This window comes from Pseudomonas brassicacearum (assembly GCF_009601685.2).
GTDB classification, from domain to species: Bacteria; Pseudomonadota; Gammaproteobacteria; order Pseudomonadales; family Pseudomonadaceae; genus Aquipseudomonas; species Aquipseudomonas kilonensis_B.
This window is the reverse complement of record NZ_CP045701.2, coordinates 4,927,451-4,951,026: the sequence shown is the minus strand read 5'-3', so window position 1 is coordinate 4,951,026 and position 23,576 is coordinate 4,927,451. Positions and strand designations below refer to the sequence as shown.

At 62.4% G+C, this 23,576-nt stretch carries 22 protein-coding genes; 17 read left to right on the top strand and 5 right to left on the bottom strand.

The annotated features are described in order from the left end of the window. Window positions 1-10: 10 nt before the first annotated feature. The 12 genes from GFU70_RS21285 to GFU70_RS21230 all read left to right on the top strand — a co-directional run bounded on the left by GFU70_RS21285 (window position 11) and on the right by GFU70_RS21230 (window position 10,895). Window positions 11-1,408: a cobyrinate a,c-diamide synthase gene (locus GFU70_RS21285; RefSeq protein WP_153389188.1), complete on the top strand. Its 1,398-nt coding sequence runs from the start codon at window positions 11-13 to the stop codon at window positions 1,406-1,408. Beyond that, window positions 1,405-2,055: a 5,6-dimethylbenzimidazole synthase gene (bluB, locus tag GFU70_RS21280; RefSeq protein ID WP_014339739.1), complete on the top strand. Its 651-nt coding sequence runs from the start codon at window positions 1,405-1,407 to the stop codon at window positions 2,053-2,055. Before GFU70_RS21285 ends, bluB begins: the two co-directional genes overlap by 4 nt. Then, window positions 2,052-2,960: an adenosylcobinamide-phosphate synthase CbiB gene (cbiB, locus tag GFU70_RS21275; RefSeq protein WP_057448595.1), complete on the top strand. Its 909-nt coding sequence runs from the start codon at window positions 2,052-2,054 to the stop codon at window positions 2,958-2,960. Before bluB ends, cbiB begins: the two co-directional genes overlap by 4 nt. Further along, window positions 2,953-3,945, top strand: coding sequence for a threonine-phosphate decarboxylase CobD (gene cobD / locus GFU70_RS21270; protein ID WP_058543999.1), 993 nt, complete (start codon window positions 2,953-2,955; stop codon window positions 3,943-3,945). The genes cbiB and cobD overlap by 8 nt, the downstream gene beginning before the upstream one ends. Next, entirely contained in the window at window positions 3,942-5,393 is a 1,452-nt protein-coding gene (locus GFU70_RS21265; protein ID WP_058544000.1) for a cobyric acid synthase, read from the top strand. The genes cobD and GFU70_RS21265 overlap by 4 nt, the downstream gene beginning before the upstream one ends. 151 nt (window positions 5,394-5,544) lie before the next feature. Continuing rightward, window positions 5,545-6,066 (top strand): bifunctional adenosylcobinamide kinase/adenosylcobinamide-phosphate guanylyltransferase, encoded by a 522-nt coding sequence (cobU, locus tag GFU70_RS21260; RefSeq protein WP_116641498.1) that lies wholly within the window; start codon window positions 5,545-5,547, stop codon window positions 6,064-6,066. Further along, window positions 6,063-7,118, top strand: coding sequence for a nicotinate-nucleotide--dimethylbenzimidazole phosphoribosyltransferase (gene cobT, locus GFU70_RS21255; protein ID WP_153388780.1), 1,056 nt, complete (start codon window positions 6,063-6,065; stop codon window positions 7,116-7,118). The genes cobU and cobT overlap by 4 nt, the downstream gene beginning before the upstream one ends. Further along, window positions 7,115-7,690, top strand: a complete 576-nt coding sequence (gene cobC, locus GFU70_RS21250; RefSeq protein ID WP_058544003.1) for an alpha-ribazole phosphatase family protein — start codon at window positions 7,115-7,117, stop codon at window positions 7,688-7,690. The genes cobT and cobC overlap by 4 nt, the downstream gene beginning before the upstream one ends. Window positions 7,691-7,692: 2 nt before the next feature. Continuing rightward, a complete protein-coding gene (locus tag GFU70_RS21245) occupies window positions 7,693-8,424 on the top strand; it encodes an adenosylcobinamide-GDP ribazoletransferase (RefSeq protein ID WP_116641499.1) in 732 nt (243 codons plus the stop codon). 72 nt (window positions 8,425-8,496) lie between these two features. Beyond that, a complete protein-coding gene (locus tag GFU70_RS21240) occupies window positions 8,497-8,901 on the top strand; it encodes a MarR family winged helix-turn-helix transcriptional regulator (protein ID WP_003204618.1) in 405 nt (134 codons plus the stop codon). Window positions 8,902-8,953: 52 nt separating this feature from the next. Then, a complete protein-coding gene (locus tag GFU70_RS21235) occupies window positions 8,954-10,162 on the top strand; it encodes an MFS transporter (RefSeq protein WP_064107103.1) in 1,209 nt (402 codons plus the stop codon). 181 nt (window positions 10,163-10,343) lie between these two features. Next, the gene (locus GFU70_RS21230; protein ID WP_058544005.1) at window positions 10,344-10,895 is read left to right on the top strand and encodes a glutathione peroxidase; all 552 of its coding nucleotides are present in this window, start codon (window positions 10,344-10,346) and stop codon (window positions 10,893-10,895) included. 93 nt (window positions 10,896-10,988) lie between these two features. Here the strand turns inward: GFU70_RS21230 and GFU70_RS21225 are convergent, their stop codons facing one another. The 3 genes from GFU70_RS21225 to GFU70_RS21215 form a co-directional block, all read right to left on the bottom strand. Further along, on the bottom strand, window positions 10,989-12,263 hold the full coding sequence (locus GFU70_RS21225) for an OmpP1/FadL family transporter (RefSeq protein ID WP_116641501.1): 1,275 nt from the start codon (window positions 12,261-12,263) through the stop codon (window positions 10,989-10,991). A gap of 144 nt (window positions 12,264-12,407) precedes the next feature. Continuing rightward, window positions 12,408-12,890, bottom strand: coding sequence for a hypothetical protein (locus tag GFU70_RS21220; RefSeq protein ID WP_058544007.1), 483 nt, complete (start codon window positions 12,888-12,890; stop codon window positions 12,408-12,410). Window positions 12,891-13,163: 273 nt separating this feature from the next. Further along, on the bottom strand, window positions 13,164-13,388 hold the full coding sequence (locus GFU70_RS21215) for a hypothetical protein (RefSeq protein WP_007898912.1): 225 nt from the start codon (window positions 13,386-13,388) through the stop codon (window positions 13,164-13,166). Window positions 13,389-14,343: 955 nt separating this feature from the next. On the opposite strand from GFU70_RS21215, the gene GFU70_RS21210 reads away from it, so the two are divergent. Together GFU70_RS21210 and rmuC are read left to right on the top strand one after the other, a co-directional pair. Beyond that, window positions 14,344-14,667 carry a hypothetical protein gene (locus GFU70_RS21210; protein ID WP_081264533.1) on the top strand — a complete coding sequence of 108 codons (324 nt, stop codon included), beginning with the start codon at window positions 14,344-14,346 and terminating at the stop codon, window positions 14,665-14,667. Window positions 14,668-14,855: 188 nt separating this feature from the next. Next, a complete protein-coding gene (rmuC, locus tag GFU70_RS21205; RefSeq protein WP_175360967.1) occupies window positions 14,856-16,241 on the top strand; it encodes a DNA recombination protein RmuC in 1,386 nt (461 codons plus the stop codon). Window positions 16,242-16,433: 192 nt separating this feature from the next. Here the strand turns inward: rmuC and GFU70_RS21200 are convergent, their stop codons facing one another. Next, a complete protein-coding gene (locus GFU70_RS21200) occupies window positions 16,434-19,904 on the bottom strand; it encodes a PAS domain-containing hybrid sensor histidine kinase/response regulator (protein ID WP_153388779.1) in 3,471 nt (1,156 codons plus the stop codon). Window positions 19,905-20,080: 176 nt separating this feature from the next. Beyond that, a complete protein-coding gene (locus tag GFU70_RS21195; RefSeq protein WP_064107102.1) occupies window positions 20,081-20,620 on the bottom strand; it encodes a TetR/AcrR family transcriptional regulator in 540 nt (179 codons plus the stop codon). 103 nt (window positions 20,621-20,723) lie between these two features. Here GFU70_RS21195 and GFU70_RS21190 point away from each other — a divergent pair, with 103 nt between their 5' ends. From GFU70_RS21190 to GFU70_RS21180, 3 genes are all read left to right on the top strand, one after another. Then, a complete protein-coding gene (locus tag GFU70_RS21190) occupies window positions 20,724-21,914 on the top strand; it encodes an MFS transporter (RefSeq protein WP_116641504.1) in 1,191 nt (396 codons plus the stop codon). A gap of 67 nt (window positions 21,915-21,981) precedes the next feature. Further along, entirely contained in the window at window positions 21,982-22,293 is a 312-nt protein-coding gene (locus GFU70_RS21185; protein WP_058544011.1) for a cupin domain-containing protein, read from the top strand. A gap of 103 nt (window positions 22,294-22,396) precedes the next feature. Next, entirely contained in the window at window positions 22,397-23,545 is a 1,149-nt protein-coding gene (locus GFU70_RS21180; RefSeq protein WP_153388778.1) for a TDT family transporter, read from the top strand. The last annotated feature ends 31 nt before the right edge of the window (window positions 23,546-23,576 follow it).

Genomic DNA, 23,576 nt, shown 5'->3' with positions numbered 1-23,576 from the left:
CGATCCCGCCATGACCCGCCGCCACTGTCCGGCGGTGCTGATCGCAGCGCCAGCCTCGGGCCAAGGCAAGACCACCGTGACTGCTGCGCTGGCCCGCTTGCATCGTAACCAGGGGCGCAAGGTGCGCGTATTCAAATGCGGCCCGGACTTCCTCGACCCGATGATCCTGGAGCGGGCCAGCGGCGCGCCGGTCTATCAGTTGGACATGTGGATGGTTGGCGAGCAGGAAAGTCGCCGACTATTGTGGGAAGCCGCTGCCGAAGCGGACCTGATCCTGATCGAAGGGGTGATGGGGCTGTTCGACGGCACCCCGTCAAGCGCCGACCTGGCGCGACATTTCGGCGTGCCGGTGCTGGCGGTGATCGATGGCACGGCCATGGCCCAGACCTTCGGCGCGCTGGCCCTGGGCCTGGCCCGTTATCAACCCGACCTGCCGTTCGCCGGGGTTCTGGCCAACCGGGTCGGCACCTTGCGCCACGCGCAATTGCTCGAAGGCAGCCTGACCGAAGGCCTGCGCTGGTACGGCGCGCTGTCCCGGGAAACCGGCATCGAATTGCCCAGCCGTCATCTGGGGTTGGTCCAGGCCAGCGAGTTGAACGACTTGGACGTGCGCCTCGACGCGGCCGCCGAGGCCCTGGCCGGCAGTTGCGAAGTGGCGCTGCCGCCAGCGGTGGAGTTCGCCGCGCCCGAGGTGATCGCCGTTGAGCCGTGGCTCGCCGGTGTGCGCATCGCCGTGGCCCGTGACGAAGCGTTTGCCTTCACTTATGGCGCGAGCCTTGATCTGCTTCGAGCCGTGGGCGCGCAGTTGAGCTTCTTTTCGCCGATGCATGACAGCGAACTGCCCGAGGCGGACAGCCTTTATCTGCCTGGCGGTTATCCAGAGCTGCACCACGTTGCGTTGGCGGGGAACGCGCCGATGCTCGCGGCGATCCGTGCCCATCACGCAGCCGATAAACCGTTGCTCGCCGAATGCGGCGGCATGTTGTATCTGCTGGATTCATTGACCGATGTCGAAGGCGTGCGCGCCGAACTGCTGGGTTTGCTGGCTGGCGATGCGCAGATGCAAAAGCGCTTGGCGGCCCTGGCGCTGCAATCGGTGGACTTGCCGGAAGGCACCTTGCGTGGGCATACCTATCATCATTCGCTGACCAGTACCGAACTCGAACCGATTGCCCGTGGCCATAGCCCCAACGGCGGGCGTGGGGCGGAAGCGGTGTTCCGGCAGGGGCGGATGACGGCTTCCTATGTGCATTTTTATTTTCCGTCCAATCCCAAGGCGATTGCTGCGTTGTTTGCGCCTGATCCTGAGACCGCTATCGCGAGCAAGCTCGGTCCCACAGGGGACCCAGTGATCTCAAGTGCAACGCTAGCCAATGTGGGAGCGGGCTTGCTCGCGAAGAGGCCATGACAGACACCGCTTTCTCTCAAGCCGAACGCGACGCCATCTACCGCGCCATCGCCGAACGCCGCGACATGCGCCATTTCATCGGTGGCACGGTTGAGCCGGCCTTGCTTCGCCGTCTGCTGGAAGCCGCGCACCAGGCCCCTAGCGTCGGCCTGATGCAACCGTGGCGATTCATCCGCATCAGTGACCGCGCCTTGCGTGGGCAGATCCGCGAGCTGGTGGAGCAGGAACGCATTCGCACCGCCGAGGCCCTGGGCGAGCGCAGCGATGAATTCATGAAGCTCAAGGTCGAAGGTATCGACGACTGCGCCGAAGTGTTGGTGGCGGCGTTGATGGAGGATCGCGAGCGGCACATCTTCGGTCGTCGGACCTTGCCGGAAATGGACCTGGCCTCGCTGTCCTGCGCGATCCAGAACCTGTGGCTGGCCTCCCGCGCCGAAGGGTTGGGGATGGGCTGGGTGTCGCTGTTCGAGCCCCAGGCCCTGGCCGACCTGCTGGGCCTGCCCGCCGGGGCCAAGCCGCTGGCGATCCTCTGCCTGGGGCCGGTCGAGGGTTTTTACCCGGCGCCGATGCTCGCCCTGGAGGGCTGGGCGCAACCGCGTCCGCTCAATGAACTGCTGTATGAAAACCATTGGGGAGTGAGCCCATGAGCGTGGCGTTGCTCAGTGCTGCCGCAGTGGCGCTGGATGCGCTGCTGGGCGAGCCCCGGCGCTGGCATCCGCTGGTGGCGTTCGGCGGTTTTGCCGATCGCATCGAACAACGTTTCAATTCCGGAGGTCGCGGTTGGCGCAGCCATGGGGTGACGGCGTGGATCATCGCCGTGGTGCCGTTGACCTTGCTCGCCACGGCCCTTTCGTGGGCGCCGATGGTGGGCTGGCTGGTGGAGATCCTCGCCTTGTACTGTGCCCTCGGCCTGCGCAGCCTCGGTGAACATGTCGAGCCGGTGGCGCGGGCGTTGCGCAGCGGTGATCTGGACGAGGCGCGCAAGCGTGTCGGCTATCTGGTCAGCCGCGAAACGGCTGAACTGGATGAAACTGCCGTGGCCCGCGCCGCCACCGAGTCGGTGCTGGAAAATGGCAGTGATGCGGTGTTCGCCGCGCTGTTCTGGTTCGCCGTGGCCGGCGCGCCCGGGGTGGTACTGTACCGCCTGAGCAATACCCTTGACGCCATGTGGGGCTATCGCAACGAACGCTTCGAGCGCTTCGGTTGGGCGGCGGCAAAAATCGATGATGGGCTCAACTACATTCCGGCGCGCCTGGTGGCGCTGACCTACGCGCTGCTCGGCAAAACCCGTCTGGCGCTCAAGTGCTGGCGCACCCAGGGGCCGACCTGGGACAGTCCCAACGCCGGGCCGGTGATGGCCGCCGGTGCCGGGGCGCTGGGTGTCGAGTTGGGCGGGGCGGCGGTTTATCACGGCGAACTGCACCAACGTCCAGCGCTGGGCGAGGGCGTGCCGGCGAGTGCCGACGCTATTGATCGCGGCTGGCAATTGGTCCAGCGCGGCGTATGGTTATGGCTGCTGATTCTCTGCCTGGGAGCTGAGTTTTATGCTTGAGCACGGTGGCCGTTTGCGCAACGCAGCCCGGCAATACGGCATTGCCGAGGCTGACTGGCTCGACTTGTCGAGCGGCCTGGCGCCGTGGCCGTTCGACGTCCCGGCGATTCCCCTGCGGGCCTGGGCGCGCCTGCCGGAAACCGATGACGGCTTGGAACAGGCTGCCTGCGATTACTACGGTGCGTTGGATGTGCTGCCGGTGGCCGGTTCGCAGATGGCCATCCAGCTGCTGCCACGTCTGCGCCGGGCCGGCAAGGTCGGTGTCTTGTCGCCCTGTTACGCCGAGCACGCCGAAGCCTGGCGCCGCAGCGGCTACATCGTGCGCGAAGTGCTGGAGTCGGAGGTGGATTTCTTTCTCGACAGCCTCGACGTGCTGGTGGTGGTCAATCCGAACAACCCAACCGGCCTGAGCCTTGCGCCCGAGCGCTTGCTGGACTGGCATGCCCGCCTGGCCCAGCGCGGTGGCTGGCTGGTGGTGGATGAAGCTTTCATGGACGTCACCCCGGCACTGAGCCTGGCGGCGCACACCCATCTGGTCGGGTTGATCGTGCTGCGTTCTTTCGGCAAGTTCTTTGGCCTGGCCGGGGTTCGCCTGGGGTTTGTATTGGCCGAACGCCGTTTGCTCAAGTTGCTCGCCGAACAGGTCGGGCCATGGGTCGTCAGCGGGCCGACCCGGGTGCTGGGCCAGGCGTGCTTGCGCGACACCGACGCCCACGCGCGCCAGCGCCAACGCTGCGAAGCCACCAGCGATCGCCTGGCGCTGATGCTCGAACGCCACGGCTTCAAGCCGCAGGGCGGCTGCGGATTGTTCCAATGGTTGGTCACCGAACACGCCCTGGGGCTTCACGATTTCATGGCCCATCGCGGCATTCTCCTGCGCTTGTTTACAAACACCAGCAGCCTGCGCTTCGGGCTGCCCGCCGACGACAGCGAATTTTTGCGCCTCGAACAGGCCTTCGAGGCCTATGCCAAGGACACTCAATGACCACAGTGATGGTGCAGGGCACCACGTCCGATGCCGGCAAAAGTACCTTGGTCACGGCTTTATGCCGCTGGGTCCGGCGCCAGGGTGTGAGCGTGGTGCCGTTCAAACCGCAGAACATGGCCCTCAACAGCGCCGTGACGGCCGACGGCGGCGAAATCGGCCGCGCTCAGGCGGTGCAGGCCCAGGCGGCGGGGCTCGAACCGCACACCGACATGAACCCGGTGCTGCTCAAGCCCAACAGCGACACCGGCGCCCAGGTCATCATTCATGGCCGCGCCGTGACCACCATGAATGCGGTGGCTTATCACGATTACAAATCCATCGCGATGCAAGCTGTGCTGACCTCCCACGCGCGCTTGAGCGCGACCTATCCCGTGGTGATGGTGGAGGGCGCCGGCTCGCCGGCCGAGATCAACCTGCGTGCCGGCGACATTGCCAACATGGGCTTTGCCGAGGCGGTGGATTGCCCGGTGCTGCTGATCGCCGATATCAATCGTGGCGGAGTGTTCGCCCATCTGGTCGGCACCCTGGAGCTGCTTTCGCCCAGCGAGCAGGCGCGGGTCAAGGGTTTCATCATCAACCGTTTTCGCGGCGACATCGCCTTGCTGCAACCGGGCCTGGATTGGCTGGAGGCGCGCACCGGCAAACCGGTGATCGGCGTGTTGCCGTATGTGATGGACCTGCACCTGGAAGCCGAGGACGGCCTCGACCAGCGCCAAACCGACAAGGCTGAACAGGTGCTCAAGGTGGTGGTGCCGGTGTTGCCGCGCATCAGCAACCACACCGATTTCGATCCACTGCGCCTGCACCCGCAGGTCGACTTGCAATTCATCGGCCCCGGCCAGCCTATCCCGTCGGCCGACCTGATCATCCTGCCCGGTTCGAAAAGCGTGCGCAGCGACCTGGTCTACCTGCGCGCCAACGGTTGGGAGACAGCGATCAATCGTCACCTGCGCTACGGCGGCAAGCTGCTGGGCATCTGCGGCGGTTTGCAGATGCTCGGCCAGCAGGTCCACGATCCGTTGGGGCTGGAAGGCGCGGCCGGTTCCAGTGCCGGACTGGGCCTGCTGGATGTCGAAACGACGCTGGAACACGAGAAGCAATTGCGCAATGTGCGTGGGCGACTGGCCTTGGAAGAGGCTGAGGTCAGCGGTTACGAGATCCACGCTGGCGTGACCACCGGCCCGGCCCTGGAAAACCCGGCGGTGCATCTGGAGGACGGTCGTTGCGACGGTGCCCAGAATCTCGACGGGCAGGTGTTAGGCACCTACTTGCATGGGCTGTTCGAATCGCCCCAGGCCAGCAGCGCGTTGTTGCGCTGGGCCGGGTTGCAGGATGTGCAGGCGGTGGACTACCACGGGTTGCGCGAGCGGGACATCGAGCGGCTGGCGGATCTGGTGGAGCGGCATCTGGATACTGGGGTGTTGCGTGAACTTTGTGGGATTTGAGGTGGCTGTACCGGCCCCTTCGCGAGCAAGCCCGCTCCCACATTGGATCTCTGATGACCACAGAATTCATGTACACCCTAGATCAACTGTGGGAGCGAGCTTGCTCGCGATGGGGCCGGCAGCAACACCGCCATTTGAAAGGTAAAACACCATGCTGCAACTGATCCTCGGCGGCGCCCGTTCCGGCAAGAGTCGCCTGGCGGAAAAGCTCGCCACAGACACCCATATGCCAGTGACCTACATCGCCACCAGCCAACCCCTGGATGGCGAGATGAATGCGCGAGTCGCTCAACACCGCGCACGGCGCCCAGCCGAATGGGCGCTGGTGGAGGAGCCCCTGGCCCTGGCGCGGGTGCTGCAGGAAAACGCCGCCCCCGGGCAATGCCTGCTGGTGGATTGCCTGACCCTTTGGCTGACCAACCTGCTGATGCTCGACGACCCCGAGCAACTGAACGCCGAACGCGAAGCACTGCTGGACTGCCTGGCCGCGTTGCCCGGGGAGATCATTTTTGTCAGCAACGAGACCGGCATGGGTGTCGTGCCGCTGGGCGAGCTGACTCGCCGTTACGTCGATGAAGCCGGTTGGCTGCATCAAGCCTTGGCCGAACGTTGTCAGCGCGTCGTGTTGACCGTCGCCGGCCTGCCCCTGACTCTCAAAGGTACTGCGTTATGAATCACAGCTGGTGGCTGGACCCGTGCAAGCCCGTCGATACCCAGGTCCTGGAGCAGGCTACGGCCCGTCAGCAACAACTGACCAAACCGACGGGCTCCCTGGGCCGGCTGGAATCGGTGGCGGTGCAGCTGGCGGGCCTGCAAGGGCAGGTCAAGCCGAATCTGGAGCGGCTGTGGATCGCGATTTTTGCCGGTGACCATGGCGTGGTGGCCGAAGGCGTATCGGCCTATCCCCAGGAGGTCACCGGGCAGATGCTGCTCAACTTCGTCAGCGGCGGCGCGGCCATCAGCGTCCTGGCGCGGCAGCTGGGGGCGTCGCTGGAAGTGGTGGACCTGGGCACCGTCACGCCTTCGCTGGATCTGCCCGGCGTACGGCACCTGAACGTCGGGCCGGGCACGGCGAATTTTGCCCATGGTCCGGCAATGACCTCGAGCCAGGGCGAGCAGGCCTTGCACGCTGGACGTGACAGCGTGGCCCGTGCCGTCGCCGCCGGAACGCAGTTGTTCATCGGTGGCGAGATGGGCATCGGCAACACCACCGCTGCCAGTGCCCTGGCTTGCGCGTTGCTCGAATGCCCGCTGGCCCATCTGGTCGGGCCGGGCACGGGTTTGGACGCGGCGGGTGTCAGCCGCAAGGCCCAAGTCATCGAGCGCGCCCTGGCGCGGCACGGTGCTCAGGGCGACGACCCATTGCAGGCCCTGTTCAACCTCGGCGGTTTTGAAATCGCAGCCTTGGTCGGCGCTTATCTGGCCTGTGCCCAGCAGGGCGTCGCGGTGCTGGTGGATGGTTTCATCTGCAGCGTCGCGGCCCTGGTGGCGGTGCGGCTCAATCCCGCGTGCCGGCCGTGGTTGCTGTTCGGCCATCGCGGTGCCGAACCGGGCCATCGCCACGTGCTGGAAACCCTCGGTGCCGAACCGCTGCTGGAGCTAGGCCTGCGCCTGGGCGAGGGCAGTGGTGCGGCGTTGGCGGTACCGCTGTTGCGCCTGGCCTGTGATCTGCACGGGCAGATGGCGACGTTTGCCGAAGCGGCCGTGGCGGATTGTCCGGCATGACCTTGCGCCTGGACCTGCTGCGTCATGGCGAAACCGAGCTGGGCGGCGGCTTGCGCGGCAGCCTCGACGATGCCTTGACGGCCAGGGGCTGGGAGCAGATGCACGCGGCTGTCGCCCAAGGCGGGCCCTGGGATCGCCTGGTCAGCTCGCCGTTGCAGCGTTGCGCCCATTTCGCCGAGCAACTGGGTGGCCGACTCGGTGTGCCGGTGCAGCTGGACAAAGACCTGCAAGAGTTGCATTTCGGCGCCTGGGAAGGCCGCAGCGCAGCGGCGTTGATGGACACCGACGCCGAAGCGCTAGGGCAGTTCTGGGCCGATCCCTATGCCTTTACACCGCCCGAGGGCGAGCCGGTGCTGGCGTTTTCCAGCCGCGTGCTGGCGGCAGTCGAACGCCTGCACACGGCCTATGCCGGACAGCGAGTCTTGCTGGTCAGCCATGGTGGCGTGATGCGCCTGCTGCTGGCCCAGGCCCGAGGCCTGCCTCGGGAGCAATTGCTCAATGTCGAGGTTTGCCATGGCGCACTGTTTTCCCTGGCGGTGTCGGCAGGGCCTGTGCTCAAAGAGGCGGATTGACGATGTTGCCTTTCTGGATCGCCTTGCAATTTCTCAGCAGCCTGCCGGTGCGCCTGTCCGGCATGCCCGAGCCTGAACAGCTGGGCCGTTCGCTGTTGTTCTATCCGGTGGTGGGGCTGTTGTTCGGCGGGCTGTTATGGGCGTTGGATGCGTTATTGTTCGACGCGCCGTTGCTGCTTCATGCTGCGCTGTTGCTGATGGCCTGGGTGCTGCTTAGCGGTGGGTTGCATCTGGATGGCTTGGCCGACAGCGCCGATGCGTGGCTCGGCGGTTTCGGTGATCGCGAACGGACGTTGCTGATCATGAAGGATCCGCGCAGCGGGCCGATTGCCGTCGTGACGCTGGTGGTGGTGTTGCTGCTCAAATGGGCTGCGCTGGTGGCGTTGATCGAGCAGGGGCAGGCTTTGGCGTTGCTCATCGTGCCGATGTTGGGGCGTGGCGCATTGCTGGGATTATTCCTGACGACACCGTATGTGCGTGCCGGTGGGTTAGGCCAGGCGCTCGCCGATCACCTGCCGCGACGCTCGGGTTGGCAGGTGTTGTCGGCCTGTGCGCTGGGGTGCTTGCTGCTGTTGGGCTGGGCGGGGCTGTGGATGTTGGTGGTTGCCGCGCTGGTGTTCATCGGGTTGCGGCGGATGATGCTGCGCAGGCTGCAAGGATGCACCGGGGATACGGCGGGCGCCTTGCTGGAGCTGCTGGAAGTGGCCGTTCTGGTAGCGTCGGTGTTGAGTTGAATCTGGATCTAGCTGGCAGGGCTGTGTTCATTTAAATTTGCATTCATTCAGTCGCGGGTATATACACGCATCATGCTTCCTTCCCAATGTCTGTGCATCAACCTGCGTCGTGCCGCTCGTGGCGTCAGCAGGTATTACGACGGCGCCCTCGACGGCTTCGGGATCAACGTTGCCCAGTATTCTTTACTGAGCAACCTGGCGCGCCTGGACCAGCCGAGCATTTCTTCCCTGGCCGAGGCCATGGGCCTGGACCGCAGCACCCTGGGACGAAACCTGCGGGTGCTGGAAGGCGAAGGGCTGGTGGCGCTGGCCGAGGGTGACGACCTGCGTAACCGCATCGTCGTGCTCACTGAAACGGGGCAGGCCCGGCTCGCGGCGGCGTTGCCGGCCTGGGAAGCGGCGCAGCAGAAACTGATTGATAAGCTGGGCGCCGAAAAGCGTGCGACCTTGCTGGCCTTGCTGGATGAACTGGCGTGAAGCCGGTTTGTTCGATAATAAGTGGGTATATACCCGCGATCGGAGAACAAGAATGACATCGATGTGGCGTACCTGTGGTTGGGTCCTGGTGGGCAGCGCGCTGATCCTGGCGTTGTCCCTGGGCATACGGCATGGCTTCGGCCTGTTCCTGGCGCCCATGAGTGCCGAGTTCGGCTGGGGCCGTGAGGTATTCGCCTTCGCCATTGCCTTGCAGAACCTGATCTGGGGCCTGGCGCAGCCTTTCACCGGCGCGCTGGCCGATCGCTTCGGTGCGGCGAAAGTGGTGTTGATCGGTGGCGTTCTCTATGCCGTCGGCCTGGTGTTCATGGGTATGGCTGACTCGCCATGGTCGTTGTCATTGAGTGCGGGTCTGTTGATTGGTATTGGCCTGTCTGGCACGTCGTTTTCGGTGATCCTCGGCGTGGTCGGCCGGGCTGTGCCGCCGGAAAAACGCAGCATGGGCATGGGTATCGCCAGCGCCGCCGGTTCCTTCGGCCAGTTCGCCATGTTGCCCGGCACGTTGGGGCTGATCGGTTGGCTCGGTTGGTCGGCGGCGTTGTTGGCGCTGGGGCTGCTGGTGGCGTTGATCGTGCCGCTGGTGAGCATGCTCAAGGACGCGCCGTTGCCGGTCGCCGGCCATGAGCAAACCCTGGTCGAAGCCTTGCGTGAGGCGTGCAGTCATTCCGGGTTCTGGCTGCTGGCGGTTGGCTTTTTCGTTTGCGGGTTCCAGGTGGTGTTCATCGGCGTGCATTTGCCGGCATACCTGGTGGACCAGCACCTGCCAGCCAGCGTCGGCACCACCGTGCTAGCCCTGGTCGGGTTGTTCAATATCTTCGGCACCTACACGGCGGGCTGGCTGGGCGGACGCATGTCCAAGCCACGCCTGTTGACCGGGTTGTACCTGGTGCGTGCGGTGGTGATCGGCTTGTTCCTGTGGTTGCCCGTGACCACCACGACGGCGTACCTGTTTGGCATGGCGATGGGCTTGCTGTGGCTGTCGACCGTGCCGTTGACCAACGGCACGGTGGCGACCTTGTTCGGTGTGCGAAATCTCTCGATGTTGGGTGGGATCGTGTTCCTGTTCCACCAGTTGGGCTCGTTCCTAGGTGGATGGTTGGGCGGGGTGGTATACGACCGTACCGGCAGCTACGACTTGATCTGGCAGGTGTCGATCCTGCTCAGCCTGTTGGCGGCGGCGTTGAATTGGCCAGTACGTGAACGTCCGGTGGCGCGCCTGCAAGTCCAGGCCGGCGCAGCATGAGTCGCATTGGCCCGTGGTTGATCGCTATCGGTGCCGGCCTGCTGCTGGCATTTGCCTGGTGGGGGTGGCATCAGGGCGGGTTGGCCTTGATGCAATTGGGCATGGGCACCTGCTGAACAATGGACGGCATCGGACGCTGCGAGTAACGTCGTGGTCTGACGTGCTTTTAAGGAAAATCGACATGTTGACGCGCTGGTTTGCTGTTCCCGCCCTGTTGCTGGCTGTGACCGGGCAAGTCTGGGCCGCCGGTTGCCCACCGTTGCTGGAGGGTTCGTTGCCCAAGCTGCGGGCCAAGGAAACCATTGATTTGTGTCAGCGCTTCGCCGGCAAGCCGCTGGTGGTGGTCAACACCGCTAGCTTCTGTGGGTTCGCTCCGCAATTCAAAGGCCTCGAGGCGCTCAACCAGCGCTACAAGGACCAAGGGTTGCAAGTGCTGGGTGTGCCGTCCAATGACTTCAAGCAGGAGTCCAAGGACGGTGCTGAGACTGCCAAGGTCTGCTACGTCAATTACGGCGTGACCTTCGCCATGACCGAACCTCAGCCGGTACGCGGTGCGGATGCGATACCGCTGTTCAAGCACCTGGCTGAACAATCCGGCGCGCCGAAATGGAATTTCTACAAGTATGTGGTGGACCGTCAGGGCAAGGTCGTTGCCAGTTTTTCCAGCCGGATCAAGCCTGACGATCCCGATTTCATCAAGGCGGTAGAAGCGGCCATTGCCTCCAAACCCTGACGCCTACCCTGCCACGAAAAAGCCCCGCCTCTTTACAGAGTGCGGGGCTTTTTTTGCTTCAGGTGGCGAGTGGTTCAGGTTCGCCGTGAAACATCAGAAGCGGTAGGTTGCACCGACACCGAAACCGTTGGCGCTGTTTTCGTATTCAGCGCTGTAGGTCTGGCCCAGAGCATTGCTGCGGTTGACGCTGACTTTCTCTTCCTTGAGGTAGGAATAAGCCACGTCGATGGTCAGGTCTTCGGTCGGGCTCCAGCCGGCGCCCAGGCTGAAGATGGTCCGGTCGCCGGTAGGGATGCGAGGCGAACGGTCGGTGTTGTTGGCAGGCGACTGGTCGAAGGACAGACCGGTACGCAGTACCCATTGCTTGTTCAACTGGTAGGACGTACCGATGGCGTAGGCCCAGGTGTCGTGCCAGTTCTGTTCTTCGGTGATGGTGCCGAAAAGGGTCGGGTTCAGGGCGCCACCACTTGTTACGTCATTGTTCACGGTAATGTCTTTCAGGCGGCTCCAGCGGGTCCAGGTGCTGCCGGCGTAGACGGTCCAGGCATCATTGATTTGCTGGGTAACCGAAAAGTCCACCGACTCAGGCGTGGTGATGTCCAGCGAAGCGTCGTAACGCCCGTCACTCAGCAAGAACCCAGGTGTACCTGCAGCCGCATCCACTTCAGTGTGGCCTTCAAGCTTGTACTTGACCTTGGAGTGGTAGGTCAGGCCAACACGAGTGGTGTCGGTCGCCTGGACCAAAAGACCGACGTTATAGCCGTAGCCAATGTCGTCGCCCTTGATCTGCACGTTGCCGTCGTTAGGCGAAAATGGAGTGGTCAGCGACGACTCCAGGGAACCAGAAATCCGGTTGATAGTCGGGCCAAAACCGATCGACACCTTGTCATTGAAGGCATAGCTGACGGTGGGCTGGAAGGTCACGACCTTCACTTCGCTCTTGCTGCCGAAGTTACGGCCCTGGAAGCTGTTTTCGTAGTCGGTGATCAGGCCGAACGGTGCGTAGACACCCAGGCCGAAAGCCCATTGATCATCGATAGGCTTGACGTAATAGCCCATCGGAACGCCCGTGAGTGGGACCATGTCGCCCTTGTTGGTGCCGGACTGGGTGCCGCTGGCATCGTTGATGTCGGTGGAGGCGTCAATGGCGGCGAAGCCACCGGTCACTTGCTGACGCTTGAGGCGCGACATGCCGGCAGGGTTACCAAATACAGTGCTGGCGTCGTCGGCAGCGGAAGAGCGACCCGCGAAACCAGTGCCCATGCCACTGATGCTTTGTTCGTTCAAGGCAAAGCCACTGGCGAAAAGTTGGCTGGATGCCAAGGTCACGGCAAGTCCAAGGGTGGTTTTGAGCACGATTTTTTTCATTGTTAGAACTCCTGATGATCACCGGAGCGAAAATTACCAACATTTTCGGCCAAGCGCTATAGCCTGTATCGCTTGATTTAGAGGTGTTTTGTAGGACAATCCGACCAAATTCGCGACCGTTGTAGGAAGTTTCCAAATTTCCTATCAGCAAGCGACCTGGTTCAGTGGTGAAACACAGCTTTGCCAGGCGCAAGTGAAATCTCGCAGACGCCCTTGGGGGTGAAAGGTTTGTCGCCAGATGCGGGCCATGCCCAACAGGTCATCGGCTTCGGGAAGCGGGGTGTTCTGTTCCTCTACCAACAGCCAGGCAATGGCGGTGGCATAGCGCAGGTTGACGGTCAGTTCCAGATGCGGGCCGCTGAGAAAGGCGTGCTGGCTGGCCAGGCCGCGCACCAGGCTGGCACGTTCTGGGTCCAGCGCCAGGTAACGATCCCAGAGTGCCTGGTGTCGAGACTCGGTAATGCGATACAGGCCGTGCCCGCGGCGATCATGCAGGGCTGAACCCAGGGCTGACTGGCTCGCAGCAATACCAAGCAACAAGGATTCCGCAGTTGCGCTATGACGCTCAAGGTAGAGGAGTGTCGGGCGGATCACATATCGACACAGTTCGCTGGCAGCGATACCCATAAAACCCTCGAAGTGTGAATGGGCGGGACCTGAAGAGTGTGGGCTTGGCAGCGGTGGATCGGTCCAGGCCCCGCCGGAAGCGGATCATGCCGCTTGACTTGAAGTGTAGTGTCATATTTACGTTGTAAAGGACTGTTTTTAAAACATCTTCAACGAGCGGTTATAACTGTTATATCCCTTGGTACTTACGCCGTTTCGCTTAATCGAGAAATTCCAGGCAATAAAAAGCCCCGCTTTTGACGGGGCCTTTGGGGTTTCAGCTTTTCTGGCGCCTCAGGCAACCAGTGCCTGGCGGGTACGCTCAATCACGGCCTGCAGCGGTTCGGCGCTGGAGTATTGATCGGGGTACAGGCGTTCGCTATGACGGGCGATGCCGTGTTCGTTGACCAGGGTGAAGCTGAAGCAGCCTTTGCGAGCGGCCATGATCAGGCAGTTCATTGGAGCAAAAGCGTTGGTCAGGGTGCGGATAGCGTCCTGGGTATGGATTTGAGTAGACATGTTATGGGTGTTCCTACAAATGACACGGTTAAGAACCGTGCAACGTTAAAACGTTCCAGTAACGTCGACCACCATTGGTCGAACGAAGAACCCGACTGGAACAAAGCAGCCAGTTTGAGCGCTATAAAAAGTGCGCGCTTGGGCTGGCAGGTAGGTACTTAGGAGGGCAGGCAACACATCGAGGGCAAAGGTTCTGGGCCCGGGGTGAAGATCCTGATCAATTTTGCAGGTTGGTTCGGTCAGAGTAATGAGCCTGGCAACACCCTTTGCATTCGATCAAAGGCTGTGTTGGCGCAAGGTTTACCTGGAAACCATCGAGGAGGCCGATCTCTTTTTTCGGTGAGGCGTCCTTTGCAGGATGGCTGACCGTGGAGATGTGTTCGACCCGGAATTGACTTTCAGCTTGGTACTAACGCCGCAGATACTAACGGATCGAAACCATGAAGGAAAGGGTGTTGGTTAAAAAATATTCAAAAGAGCGATAACTCACTGTGGGTAGGCGAGCGTATAGCACAGGATTCAAGCGTGCGCAGGTGTGCCCATGCCACGCGCATCGCGGGCAAGGCCTGAGGGTTATCCCCAGGTTTTACCGCCCGATGCGCCAAAAAAGCGCAGCGTTATAACCCGTTCGGCTGTTACTTGTGCACACTCGCTACACCACTTGTCACCGTACTGTCATGTCGAAACAATCCGGGGTGGGTGCCTGTATCCAAAATTTAAGTCAATGAAAAACATCGCTTTTTTTTACTGGTGAAAAAATCGTCAGTTTGAGCGCAGGCCCCGTTCCACAGGGGTTTGCGCGAGTTCAGGGTGGGTTGTCCACTGAGTTATCCACAGCTTCTGTGGATTGTCCCAAGCGCTTGCTCTAGCACGGGCGTGCTGGTTTTTTTTCGACTTTACCCGTGCGAAAAAAGGAGTAGAGTGGCGCGCCTTCCGATCTATCCCACAGTGTTTTATGAAGTTTCGCTCAGTATCAAATCCTGTTACCTCCACACCCCCTGGTGTTACCGCACCCAAGCGTATTTCGATGCGGGTGGCCGAGTGGCTGCTCGACAGCCCGCGACTGGGGGACAGCCCCAGCGTCAAGCACCTGGCCGGCCGTTTACTCAAGCAACCGGCCCGTGAAGGCGTGGTAGCCGCGCAAAGTCGCCTCGGACAGTTGATGTGCCGCGAATGCGGCAACGCCCGGGATCGCCGCATCGGCCAGGACCTGCTGCGCCAGGCCGCGCGGGCCGGCGATGATCGAGCCCGCCGGGCCCTCGGTGAAATCGAAGGCTGAAAACGAAGACCGAGCTGGGCAACCCCTGGCCGCTTGGTTACCCTTCGGGCTTTATTTGATCGGCAGGAATTGTCATGGCTATGGATTTGACCAGCCTGTTGTTTGGCTTGGCGGGCGCTGCGGTGCCATTGCTGGCACTGGCCTGGCACCTGCAACGCCAGGCCGGTGCCGCGCAGACCGAACAGGCCTTGCTGGAAGAACGCCTGGCCACCGCGCATATGGCCCACGACGGCCTCAATGCCCAACTCGATGCCTGCCGTGACGAGATCAGCGACCTGAGCCAAGCCAACGCCGCCAAGCAAGCCGAGCTTGCCGCGGCCTGTCGCGAAGTCGAGTTGTTGCAGATCGAGCGTGACAATGCCCGGGATGCGGCCCACGCCTGGAGCCTCGAACGCGCCAACAAGGAAGCCGAACTGCGGCGGCTCGATGCCCAGGCAGCGTCGTTGCATGCCGAACTGCGCGAGCAGCAGGAAAGCCATCAACAACGCCTGGATGATCTGCAAGGTTCGCGAGACGAGTTGCGGGCACAGTTCGCCGAGCTCGCCGGAAAAATCTTCGATGAGCGCGAGCAGCGCTTCGCCGAAACCAGCCAGCAGCGCCTGGGTCAGTTGCTCGATCCGCTCAAGGAGCGCATTCAGTCGTTCGAAAAACGCGTCGAAGAAAGTTACCAGGCCGAGGCCCGGGAACGTTTCTCCCTGGGCAAGGAACTGGAGCGCTTGCAACAGCTGAACCTGCGCTTGAGCGACGAGGCCACCAACCTCACCCGGGCGCTCAAAGGCCAAAAGACCCAGGGCAACTGGGGCGAGCTGATTCTGGAACGGGTGCTCGAACATGCCGGCCTGGAGAAGGGCCGCGAGTATCAGACCCAGGTCAGCCTCAAGGGCCCCGACGGCGAGCGTTTCCAGCCGGACGTGTTGATTTATCTGCCAGGCGACAAGCAAGTGGTGGTCGACTCCAAGGTCAGCCTCACGGCTTATCAGCAGTACGTGGCCGCCGAAGATGACGCCATCGGCCAACACGCCCTCAAGCAACACGTGGCGTCGTTGCGAGCTCACGTCAAGGGCCTTGCCGGCAAGGACTATAAACGCCTGGACGGTTTGCACAGCCTGGATTTCGTGTTGTTGTTCGTGCCGATCGAAGCGGCGTTTTCCGCCGCCCTGCAAGCCGAGCCGAACCTGTTCCAGGAAGCCTTCGACCGCAACATCGTGATCGTCAGCCCGACCACATTGCTGGCGACGCTAAGGGTGATCGACAGCTTGTGGAAGCAGGAGCGCCAGAGCCAGAACGCCCGGGAAATCGCCGAGCGGGCCGGGTGGCTGTATGACAAGTTCGTCTTGTTCATCCAGGATCTGGACGAGATCGGCAGTCGTTTGCAGCAGCTGGACAAAGCCTACAGCGCAGCGCGCAACAAACTGACGGAAGGGCGCGGCAACCTGATCAGCCGCAGCGAACAGCTCAAGCTGCTCGGCGCCCGGGCCAGCAAGAGCCTGCCCAGCGAATTGCTTGAACGGGCGATGACCGATGCGGATGGGCTGCCTGAGTTGCCGGAAGAAGCCGGGTCCTCTCAAGGTTGATGCAAGCCCTAAGTTGAAACAAAAACCTGTGGCGAGGGGATTTATCCCCGCTCGGCTGCGCAGCAGTCGCAAATCGGCTAGCACGGTCCATCTGCTGAACCGAAGTGTCTGATCTTGGGGTTGTTGCACAACCCAGCGGGGATAAACCCCCTCGCCACAAGTTTGATGCCTGGCGGTAGGAACTCGATTTTCCTACAACGGTAAATGCCGACTCAACAACGCCCGCAACGCCGCCGGTTTCACCGGCTTGGCCAGGTAATCCAGACCCGCCGCGTGCACCTGGGCCACCGTTTCGGGGCGGCCGTCGGCGCTGATCACCACCCCTGGCACGGGTTCCCCCATGCGCGTGCGCAACCAGGCCATCAGCTCAGTGCCGGTCTCGCCGCCGTCCAGATGAAAATCCACCAACGCCAGTTGCGGTCGACCGCCCTGGGCCAGCCAACGCTCGCATTCTTCCCGGTTGCGCGCCGTCCATACCTGGCAACCCCAGCGTGTCAGCAGGCTGTTCATGCCGATCAGGATGCTGTCTTCGTTATCGACGCACAGCACCTGGGCGCCGCTTGGCAAATGACCGTTGGGTTCGGCCGCGGGGCTCGGTACGACGGCTTGTGTATGAGCCAATGGGACGCTGACACTGAACACGCTGCCGCGCCCCGGCCAAGAGCGCACGCGCAAGGTGTGGCCCAGCACACGGCATAGCCCGTCGGCGATGGCCAGGCCCAGGCCCAGGCCTTTTTCGGCGCGGGTCTGGTGGCTGTCCAGACGCTTGAACTCTTCGAAAATGACCTGCAACTTATCTTCGGCGATGCCCGGCCCGCGATCCCAGACTTCCAGGCACAACTCGCCGTCGCGCCGGCGTACGCCCAGTAGCACCGGCCCTTTGGCGTAGCGAAAGGCATTGGTCAGGAAATTCTGCAAAATGCGCCGCAACAGCTTGATATCGCTGTCCACCCGCAGTTGCGAGCCGCGGACCCGGAACTTCAAGCCTTGCTCCTGGGCCAGCGCCGTGAATTCTGCGCCGAGGGTATCGAACAACTCATTGAGGGCGAAGGGCTTGCGGTCGGGGTTGATCTTGCCGTTTTCCAGGCGGGAGATATCCAGCAGGTCGGTGATCAGGTCTTCAGCCGAGCGCAGCGAGCTGTCCAGGTGTTGGACCAGTTGCCGGGCCTCGCTCGGCAAGCTGTCGTGTTGGTGGGACAGTGCGGCAGAGAACAGCCGCGCAGCGTTGAGCGGTTGCATCAGGTCATGGCTGACCGCCGCCAGGAACCGGGTCTTGGATTGATAGGCCGCTTCGGCGGTGCTCTTGGCTTCGGTCAGGGCCAGGTTCAGCTGTGACAACTCCCGGGTGCGTTCGGCCACCCGTTGCTCCAACCCCTCGTTGGCTTCGGTCAGCGCTTGTGCGGCCTCACGGAAGGCTGTGATGTCGGTGAAACTCATGACGAAACCGCCACCGGGCATCGGGTTGCCGATCAGCTCGATCACCCGTCCGTTGGGGAACAGCCGTTCAGAGGTATGGGCGCGGCCCTGGCGCATCCAGTGCAGGCGTCGGGCGACGTGGACTTCGGCTTCGCCTGGGCCGCAGAGGCCACGTTCGGCATTGTAACGGATGATATCGGCAATGGGCCGGCCGACACTGATCAAGCCGTCCGGATACTTGAACAGTTCCAGGTAGCGACGATTCCAGGCCACCAGCCTGAGGGACTGGTCGACCACGCTGATGCCCTGGCTGATGTTCTCGATGGCGCCTTGCAGCAGCGCGCGGTTGAACTGCAGCACCTCCGAGGCTTCGTCTGCGATCCGGACGACGTCTTCGAGCTGCATCTCCCGGCCTTCAATGGCGGCTTTTACCACAGCCCTTGTCGAAGAGGCTCCGAGTACACCGGCCAGCAGGCGTTCGGTGTGGGCGATCCATTCACTGTCGGCGTTCTGGGTCGGGTTGAAGCCTTTGCCCTGGCGGTAGGCAAAGCGAATGAAACTCTGTCGCGCCCGCTCCTCACCGACGAAACGGGCGGCCAGTTGCAACAGGTCTTCGATGTGCACCGCCAGCATTGAGCGGGGGTTGGGGCGGGCGCTGATTTCCTGGCCGATGAAGCGTCCGGCCTGCCAGTGTTCCGAGACGCGTGTGCGCGACAGCACGGACACCCAGGCAAACAGCGTGAAGTTGCCGGCCAGGGACAGGACCACCCCTTGGGTCAATGGGGTAATCGGCAGGTTCAAGGGGTTGCCGTGCAGCCAAGCCAGGCCGGGGAAACTGCCGAGCGACCAGCCCAGGCTATGGGCGGCAATCGGTAATACCAAGGTGTAGAACCACAGGAAAATACCCATGGCGAGGCCGGCGAACACACCGCGGCGGTTGGCCTGTTTCCAGTACAACGCGCCGAGCATGGCGGGGGCCAGTTGGGTCACGGCGGCAAAGGCGATCTGGCCGATGGTCGCCAGGCTCGCTGTCGAACCCAGCAGACGGTAGCTGACGTAGGCCAGCAACAGGATCACGACGATGCTCACTCGACGCACCGACAGCATCCACTGGCGGAACACTTCGAAGGGCCGTTCGGCGTTGTTGCGGCGCAGCAGCCACGGTAACAACATGTCGTTGGAGACCATGGTGGACAGCGCCACGCTGGCCACGATCACCATGCCGGTCGCCGCCGAGGCGCCGCCAATGAACGCCAGCACTGCCAGGGCCGGGTGGGCCTGGTCGAGGGGCAGGCTGATGACGAATGAGTCCGGCAGTACCGAGTCGGGCAACATCATTTGCCCGGCGAGGGCGATGGGCACCACGAACAGCGCGGCCAGGGCCAGGTAGGCGGGGAATACCCACTTGGCCAGGCGCAGGTCCTGGGGCTCGATGTTTTCCACCACGGTCACGTGGAACTGCCTTGGCAGGCAGATGATCGCCATCATCGCCACCCCGGTCTGCACCACCATGGACGGCCAGTTGATGGTTTCTTTCCAGTACTGCTCCAGGCGTGGGGCGAGCATCGCCTGGTTGAACAGATCGTCGAAGCCGTCGTATAGGCCGTATGTCACGAACGCACCGACCGCCAGGAAGGCGAACAACTTGACCAGGGATTCGAAGGCAATCGCCAGCACCATGCCGCGGTGGTGTTCGGTGGCGTCCAGGTTGCGGGTACCGAACACGATAGTGAACAGCGCCAGGATCAGCGAGACGATCAGCGCGGTGTCCTGGGCGCGGGTGCCCATGGCATCGGCGCCGGCACCGATCAACAGGTTCACCCCGAGCACAATGCCCTTGAGTTGCAAGGCGATGTACGGCAGCACGCCGACCAGGCAGATCAGTGCAACCACCACCGCCAGGGATTGGGACTTGCCATAGCGGGCGGCGATGAAGTCGGCGATGGAGGTGATGTTCTCCTGCTTGCTGATCATCACCATTTTCTGCAGGACCCACGGCGCCAGCACCAGCAGCAGGATCGGCCCGAGGTAGATCGGCAGGAATGACCAGAGCTGTTCGGCGGCCTGGCCCACGGCGCCAAAGAACGTCCAGCTGGTGCAATACACCGCCAGCGACAGGCTGTAGACCCAGGCCCGCACCCGTGGCGGCAGCGGTGTGCTGCGCCGGTCGCCGTAGAAGGCGATGGCGAACATGGTGGCCATATAGACCAGGGCGACGAAGGCGATCAGCCCGCTGGACAGCGACATGGAAACTCCCGGACAAAGACACCGGGACTTGAGCCCGGCAGGACAGTCTCGCATGCCCGCTCGGGTTCGTCAGTGTCGACCAAGGTCGAGGCGTGGTGGGGTGTCGCAGAGGGGGGGATTCTTGGGTTATGCAGGGGGGGGCTGGCCTCATCGCGAGCAAGCTCGCGATGGCGGCCTTACTGAGCCAGCGCGATATCCACCAACCGATACAACTCCTCAACCGCCAACGGCGCGGTAGCAAAGAGAATGCGAAACACCGTCGGTGCCACCACCACATTGATCAGCCGTTCGACGCCTGGATTGGGCTCATCGGGGTAGCGATCCAGGATGATCTGCAACTGACGGCTGATGATCCCCACGCAATACCCCGGGGTGGCGCAGGCTTGGATGTCGCGCATCATGTTGCGACCAGGTTCGGAGCTCATTTCGTCCAGATACTGCTCGGCCCAGGCGCGCAGGTCGCCGCGCAAGCTGCCCGTGTCGGCCGGTTCACCGTCAGGGCGCATGCGGGCGATGGCGACGTCGGCCAGCAGCGCCGCCAGATCGCCCCAGCGCCGGTAGATGGTAGACGGCGTCACCCCGGCGCGCGCAGCGATTTGCGGCACGGTCAGGGTCGCACGGTCCTGCTCTTGCAGCAGGGCGCGAACAGCCGAATGAATCGACTCTTGGACCCGGGCGCTTCTACCGCCGGGGCGTAAACCTTCTTTAATTGCCATGCGTCAGACCTTAACACAAAGAATTTGCTTTAAGCGCACGCCGGTAGCACACTCCGCAAAAGCAAAAAATTAGCTTTTGTGAATGTTCTTGTGGAGCGTGCCCATGTCCCGTCCAGCTTCGACCCGCGCCAGCCTGATATTCCTGGCGCTCACCTTGCTCGGTTTTCTCGCCGCGTCCAGCGCGCCGACGCCGTTGTACCACCTCTATCAGGAACACTTGCAGTTTTCCCCGGCCATCCTGACGCTGATTTTCGGTGTGTACGCCTTCAGCCTGTTGGCGGCCTTGCTGACCGTGGGTTCGCTGTCGGATTACCTAGGCCGCAAACCGGTGATCTTCGTGGCACTGTTGCTCAACATGCTGGCGATGCTGCTGTTTATCTGCGCCGACAGCGTTGCCTGGTTGATCAGTGCCCGGTTGCTCCAGGGATTTGCCACCGGCATGGCCACCAGCGTGCTGGGGGCTGCCTTGCTGGATTTCGACCGTCGCCAAGGTCCGCTGATTACCAGTGTCGCGCCGCTGTTGGGCATGGCATGCGGGGCGCTGGGCTGTGGCCTGCTGGCCGAGTTCGCGCCGTTGCCCTTGCAGCTGACGTACTGGCTTCTGTTGGGCTTGTTCCTGGTCCAGGCCATTTACCTCTGGCGCCTGGCAGAAAGCGTCAGCCCGCAACCCGGTGCCTGGCAGTCCCTGCGGCCAACCCTGCACGTGCCGCGCCAGGCACGGCAAGCCTTGTGGCGGGTCCTGCCACTGGATCTGGCGGCCTGGGCCGTGGGCGGTTTCTACTTGTCGCTGGCACCGTCCCTGGTACGGACGGCAACCGGATCGACCTCCAATCTGATCGGCGGCGCGCTGGTGGCGGTGCTGACCCTCAGTGGTGCGTCGTCCATCTACCTGCTGCGCAACCAAGAAGCAGACAAAATGTTGCGCCTGTCCGCGAGCCTGCTGGTGATTGGCCTGGCGCTGGTACTGGCAGCGGTGCACGACGCCAGCTTGCCTTTGTTCTTCGCCGGCACACTGGTCACCGGCGGCGGCTTTGGCGCCGGGTTCCTGGGCGCGTTGCGCAGCATCATGCCGCTGGCGTTGCCCCACGAACGGGCGGGCTTGATGTCGGCGTTCTATGTCCTCAGTTACCTGGCCTTCAGCGTGCCGTCGTTGCTGGCGGGGAACCTGACGCGGGTGTTCGGATTGATCCCAACCACCGATGGCTATGGCGCGGTGTTGATTGTGCTGTGTGCCGCTGCGTTGTGGGGGGTGCGTCAGTCCATAAAACCACTGAGCGATGGCGTTGGGCCTTGAAGCCAAGCATGCAGCGCCATCGGCTGTGGGTTAGTCTTGGCGCCTGAGCCTTTTTCCGGACGAACTCTTGAAAATCATTCGCAGCAAATCCTTCACCGGGGACCGTGCCTGGGCGGCGCTGGATATCGCCAACATGAACGGCATCACCACGCGCCTGCACTGGACCGACCAGCCGTACAAATGGCACATCAATGACGGCCAGGAAGTCTTCGTGGTGCTCGATGGACAAGTGCGGATGTGCTATCGGGAAGAGGGTGTCGAAAAGGAGACTTTGCTGCAGGTTGGGGATATTTTCTACGCCTCGGTGGGCACCGAGCATGTGGCCAAGCCCTTGGGCGAAGCGAGGATCCTGGTGATCGAGACCGAAGGCAGTGTCTGATGGTTATCTGCAAAATCTATAACATATAGAGAAATTACCCGTTATATAGATATTCGATTCGGCTCTAGCATGGCTCCACCTCATCCGGGGACAGGAGTTCGCCATGACATGCTGCGCTGCAAAAAACCGTTTGCGTCCATTGAGCCATTTGCCCAGGCCGCTGGAGGCCATTCGCCAATTCACGCCTAACTGGTTTGCCGTGGTCATGGGCACCGGTGTGCTGGCGCTGGCCTTGGCGCAATGGCCTGGGAATGTGCCGGGCCTGCGCCCTTTGGGTGAAAGCTTGTGGATGTTCAACATGTTGTTGTTCGTGGTGTTCGCCCTCATGTACACGGCCCGTTGGGTGCTGTTCTTCGATGAAGCGCGTCGGATTTTCGGCCATTCAACGGTCTCGATGTTTTTCGGCACTATTCCCATGGGGCTGGCGACCATCATCAACGGCTTTTTGGTATTTGGGCTGCCGCGCTGGGGGAGCGGTGTGGTGGCAGTGGCCGAGGCGTTATGGTGGATCGATGTAGCCCTGTCGCTGGCCTGTGGTGTGCTGATCCCATTCTTGATGTTCACCCGCCAGGAACACCGCATCGATCAAATGACCGCCGTGTGGCTCTTGCCGGTGGTGGCCGCCGAAGTCGCGGCGGCCAGTGGCGGACTGTTGGCGCCTCATCTGGCCGACGCTCATGGGCAACTGGTCATGCTGGTGACCAGCTACGTGCTCTGGGCCTTTTCCCTGCCGGTGGCGTTCAGCATCCTGACGATTTTGCTGTTGCGCATGGCGCTGCACAAACTGCCTCACGAAAACATGGCCGCCTCGAGTTGGCTGGCTCTCGGCCCGATCGGCACCGGGGCCCTGGGCATGTTGCTGCTGGGCAACGATGCCCCGCTGATTTTTGCCGCCAATGGCCTGCCCGGCGTGGGCGAAATCGCCGCCGGGTTGGGCCTGGTCGCCGGTATCACGCTGTGGGGCTTGGGGCTGTGGTGGATGTTGATGGCACTGCTGATCACCGCGCGCTACCTGCGCGCAGGCATCCCCTTCAACCTTGGCTGGTGGGGCTTTACCTTTCCCCTGGGCGTGTACGCGTTGACCACGTTGAAGCTTGCGGATCTGCTGGGCTTGGCTTTTTTCAGCGCGTTCGGGGCTGTGCTGGTGGCGATGCTGGTGGTGATGTGGCTGATCGTCGGGCGGCGTACGGTACTGGGCGCCTGGCACGGTGAGTTGTTTGTGTCGCCATGTATTGCAGGGCTGGCGAAATAATCGCTAAAGACAGGTAATGTGTGGCCTGGAT

Coding starts and splice junctions, on each gene's coding strand:
- GFU70_RS21285 (WP_153389188.1), top strand. CDS start 11: ATGACCCGCCGCCACTGTCCGGCGGTGCTGATCGCAGCGCCAGCCTCG.
- bluB (WP_014339739.1), top strand. CDS start 1,405: ATGACAGACACCGCTTTCTCTCAAGCCGAACGCGACGCCATCTACCGC.
- cbiB (WP_057448595.1), top strand. CDS start 2,052: ATGAGCGTGGCGTTGCTCAGTGCTGCCGCAGTGGCGCTGGATGCGCTG.
- cobD (WP_058543999.1), top strand. CDS start 2,953: ATGCTTGAGCACGGTGGCCGTTTGCGCAACGCAGCCCGGCAATACGGC.
- GFU70_RS21265 (WP_058544000.1), top strand. CDS start 3,942: ATGACCACAGTGATGGTGCAGGGCACCACGTCCGATGCCGGCAAAAGT.
- cobU (WP_116641498.1), top strand. CDS start 5,545: ATGCTGCAACTGATCCTCGGCGGCGCCCGTTCCGGCAAGAGTCGCCTG.
- cobT (WP_153388780.1), top strand. CDS start 6,063: ATGAATCACAGCTGGTGGCTGGACCCGTGCAAGCCCGTCGATACCCAG.
- cobC (WP_058544003.1), top strand. CDS start 7,115: ATGACCTTGCGCCTGGACCTGCTGCGTCATGGCGAAACCGAGCTGGGC.
- GFU70_RS21245 (WP_116641499.1), top strand. CDS start 7,693: ATGTTGCCTTTCTGGATCGCCTTGCAATTTCTCAGCAGCCTGCCGGTG.
- GFU70_RS21240 (WP_003204618.1), top strand. CDS start 8,497: ATGCTTCCTTCCCAATGTCTGTGCATCAACCTGCGTCGTGCCGCTCGT.
- GFU70_RS21235 (WP_064107103.1), top strand. CDS start 8,954: ATGACATCGATGTGGCGTACCTGTGGTTGGGTCCTGGTGGGCAGCGCG.
- GFU70_RS21230 (WP_058544005.1), top strand. CDS start 10,344: ATGTTGACGCGCTGGTTTGCTGTTCCCGCCCTGTTGCTGGCTGTGACC.
- GFU70_RS21225 (WP_116641501.1), bottom strand. CDS start 12,263: ATGAAAAAAATCGTGCTCAAAACCACCCTTGGACTTGCCGTGACCTTG.
- GFU70_RS21220 (WP_058544007.1), bottom strand. CDS start 12,890: ATGGGTATCGCTGCCAGCGAACTGTGTCGATATGTGATCCGCCCGACA.
- GFU70_RS21215 (WP_007898912.1), bottom strand. CDS start 13,388: ATGTCTACTCAAATCCATACCCAGGACGCTATCCGCACCCTGACCAAC.
- GFU70_RS21210 (WP_081264533.1), top strand. CDS start 14,344: ATGAAGTTTCGCTCAGTATCAAATCCTGTTACCTCCACACCCCCTGGT.
- GFU70_RS21200 (WP_153388779.1), bottom strand. CDS start 19,904: ATGTCGCTGTCCAGCGGGCTGATCGCCTTCGTCGCCCTGGTCTATATG.
- GFU70_RS21195 (WP_064107102.1), bottom strand. CDS start 20,620: ATGGCAATTAAAGAAGGTTTACGCCCCGGCGGTAGAAGCGCCCGGGTC.
- GFU70_RS21190 (WP_116641504.1), top strand. CDS start 20,724: ATGTCCCGTCCAGCTTCGACCCGCGCCAGCCTGATATTCCTGGCGCTC.
- GFU70_RS21180 (WP_153388778.1), top strand. CDS start 22,397: ATGACATGCTGCGCTGCAAAAAACCGTTTGCGTCCATTGAGCCATTTG.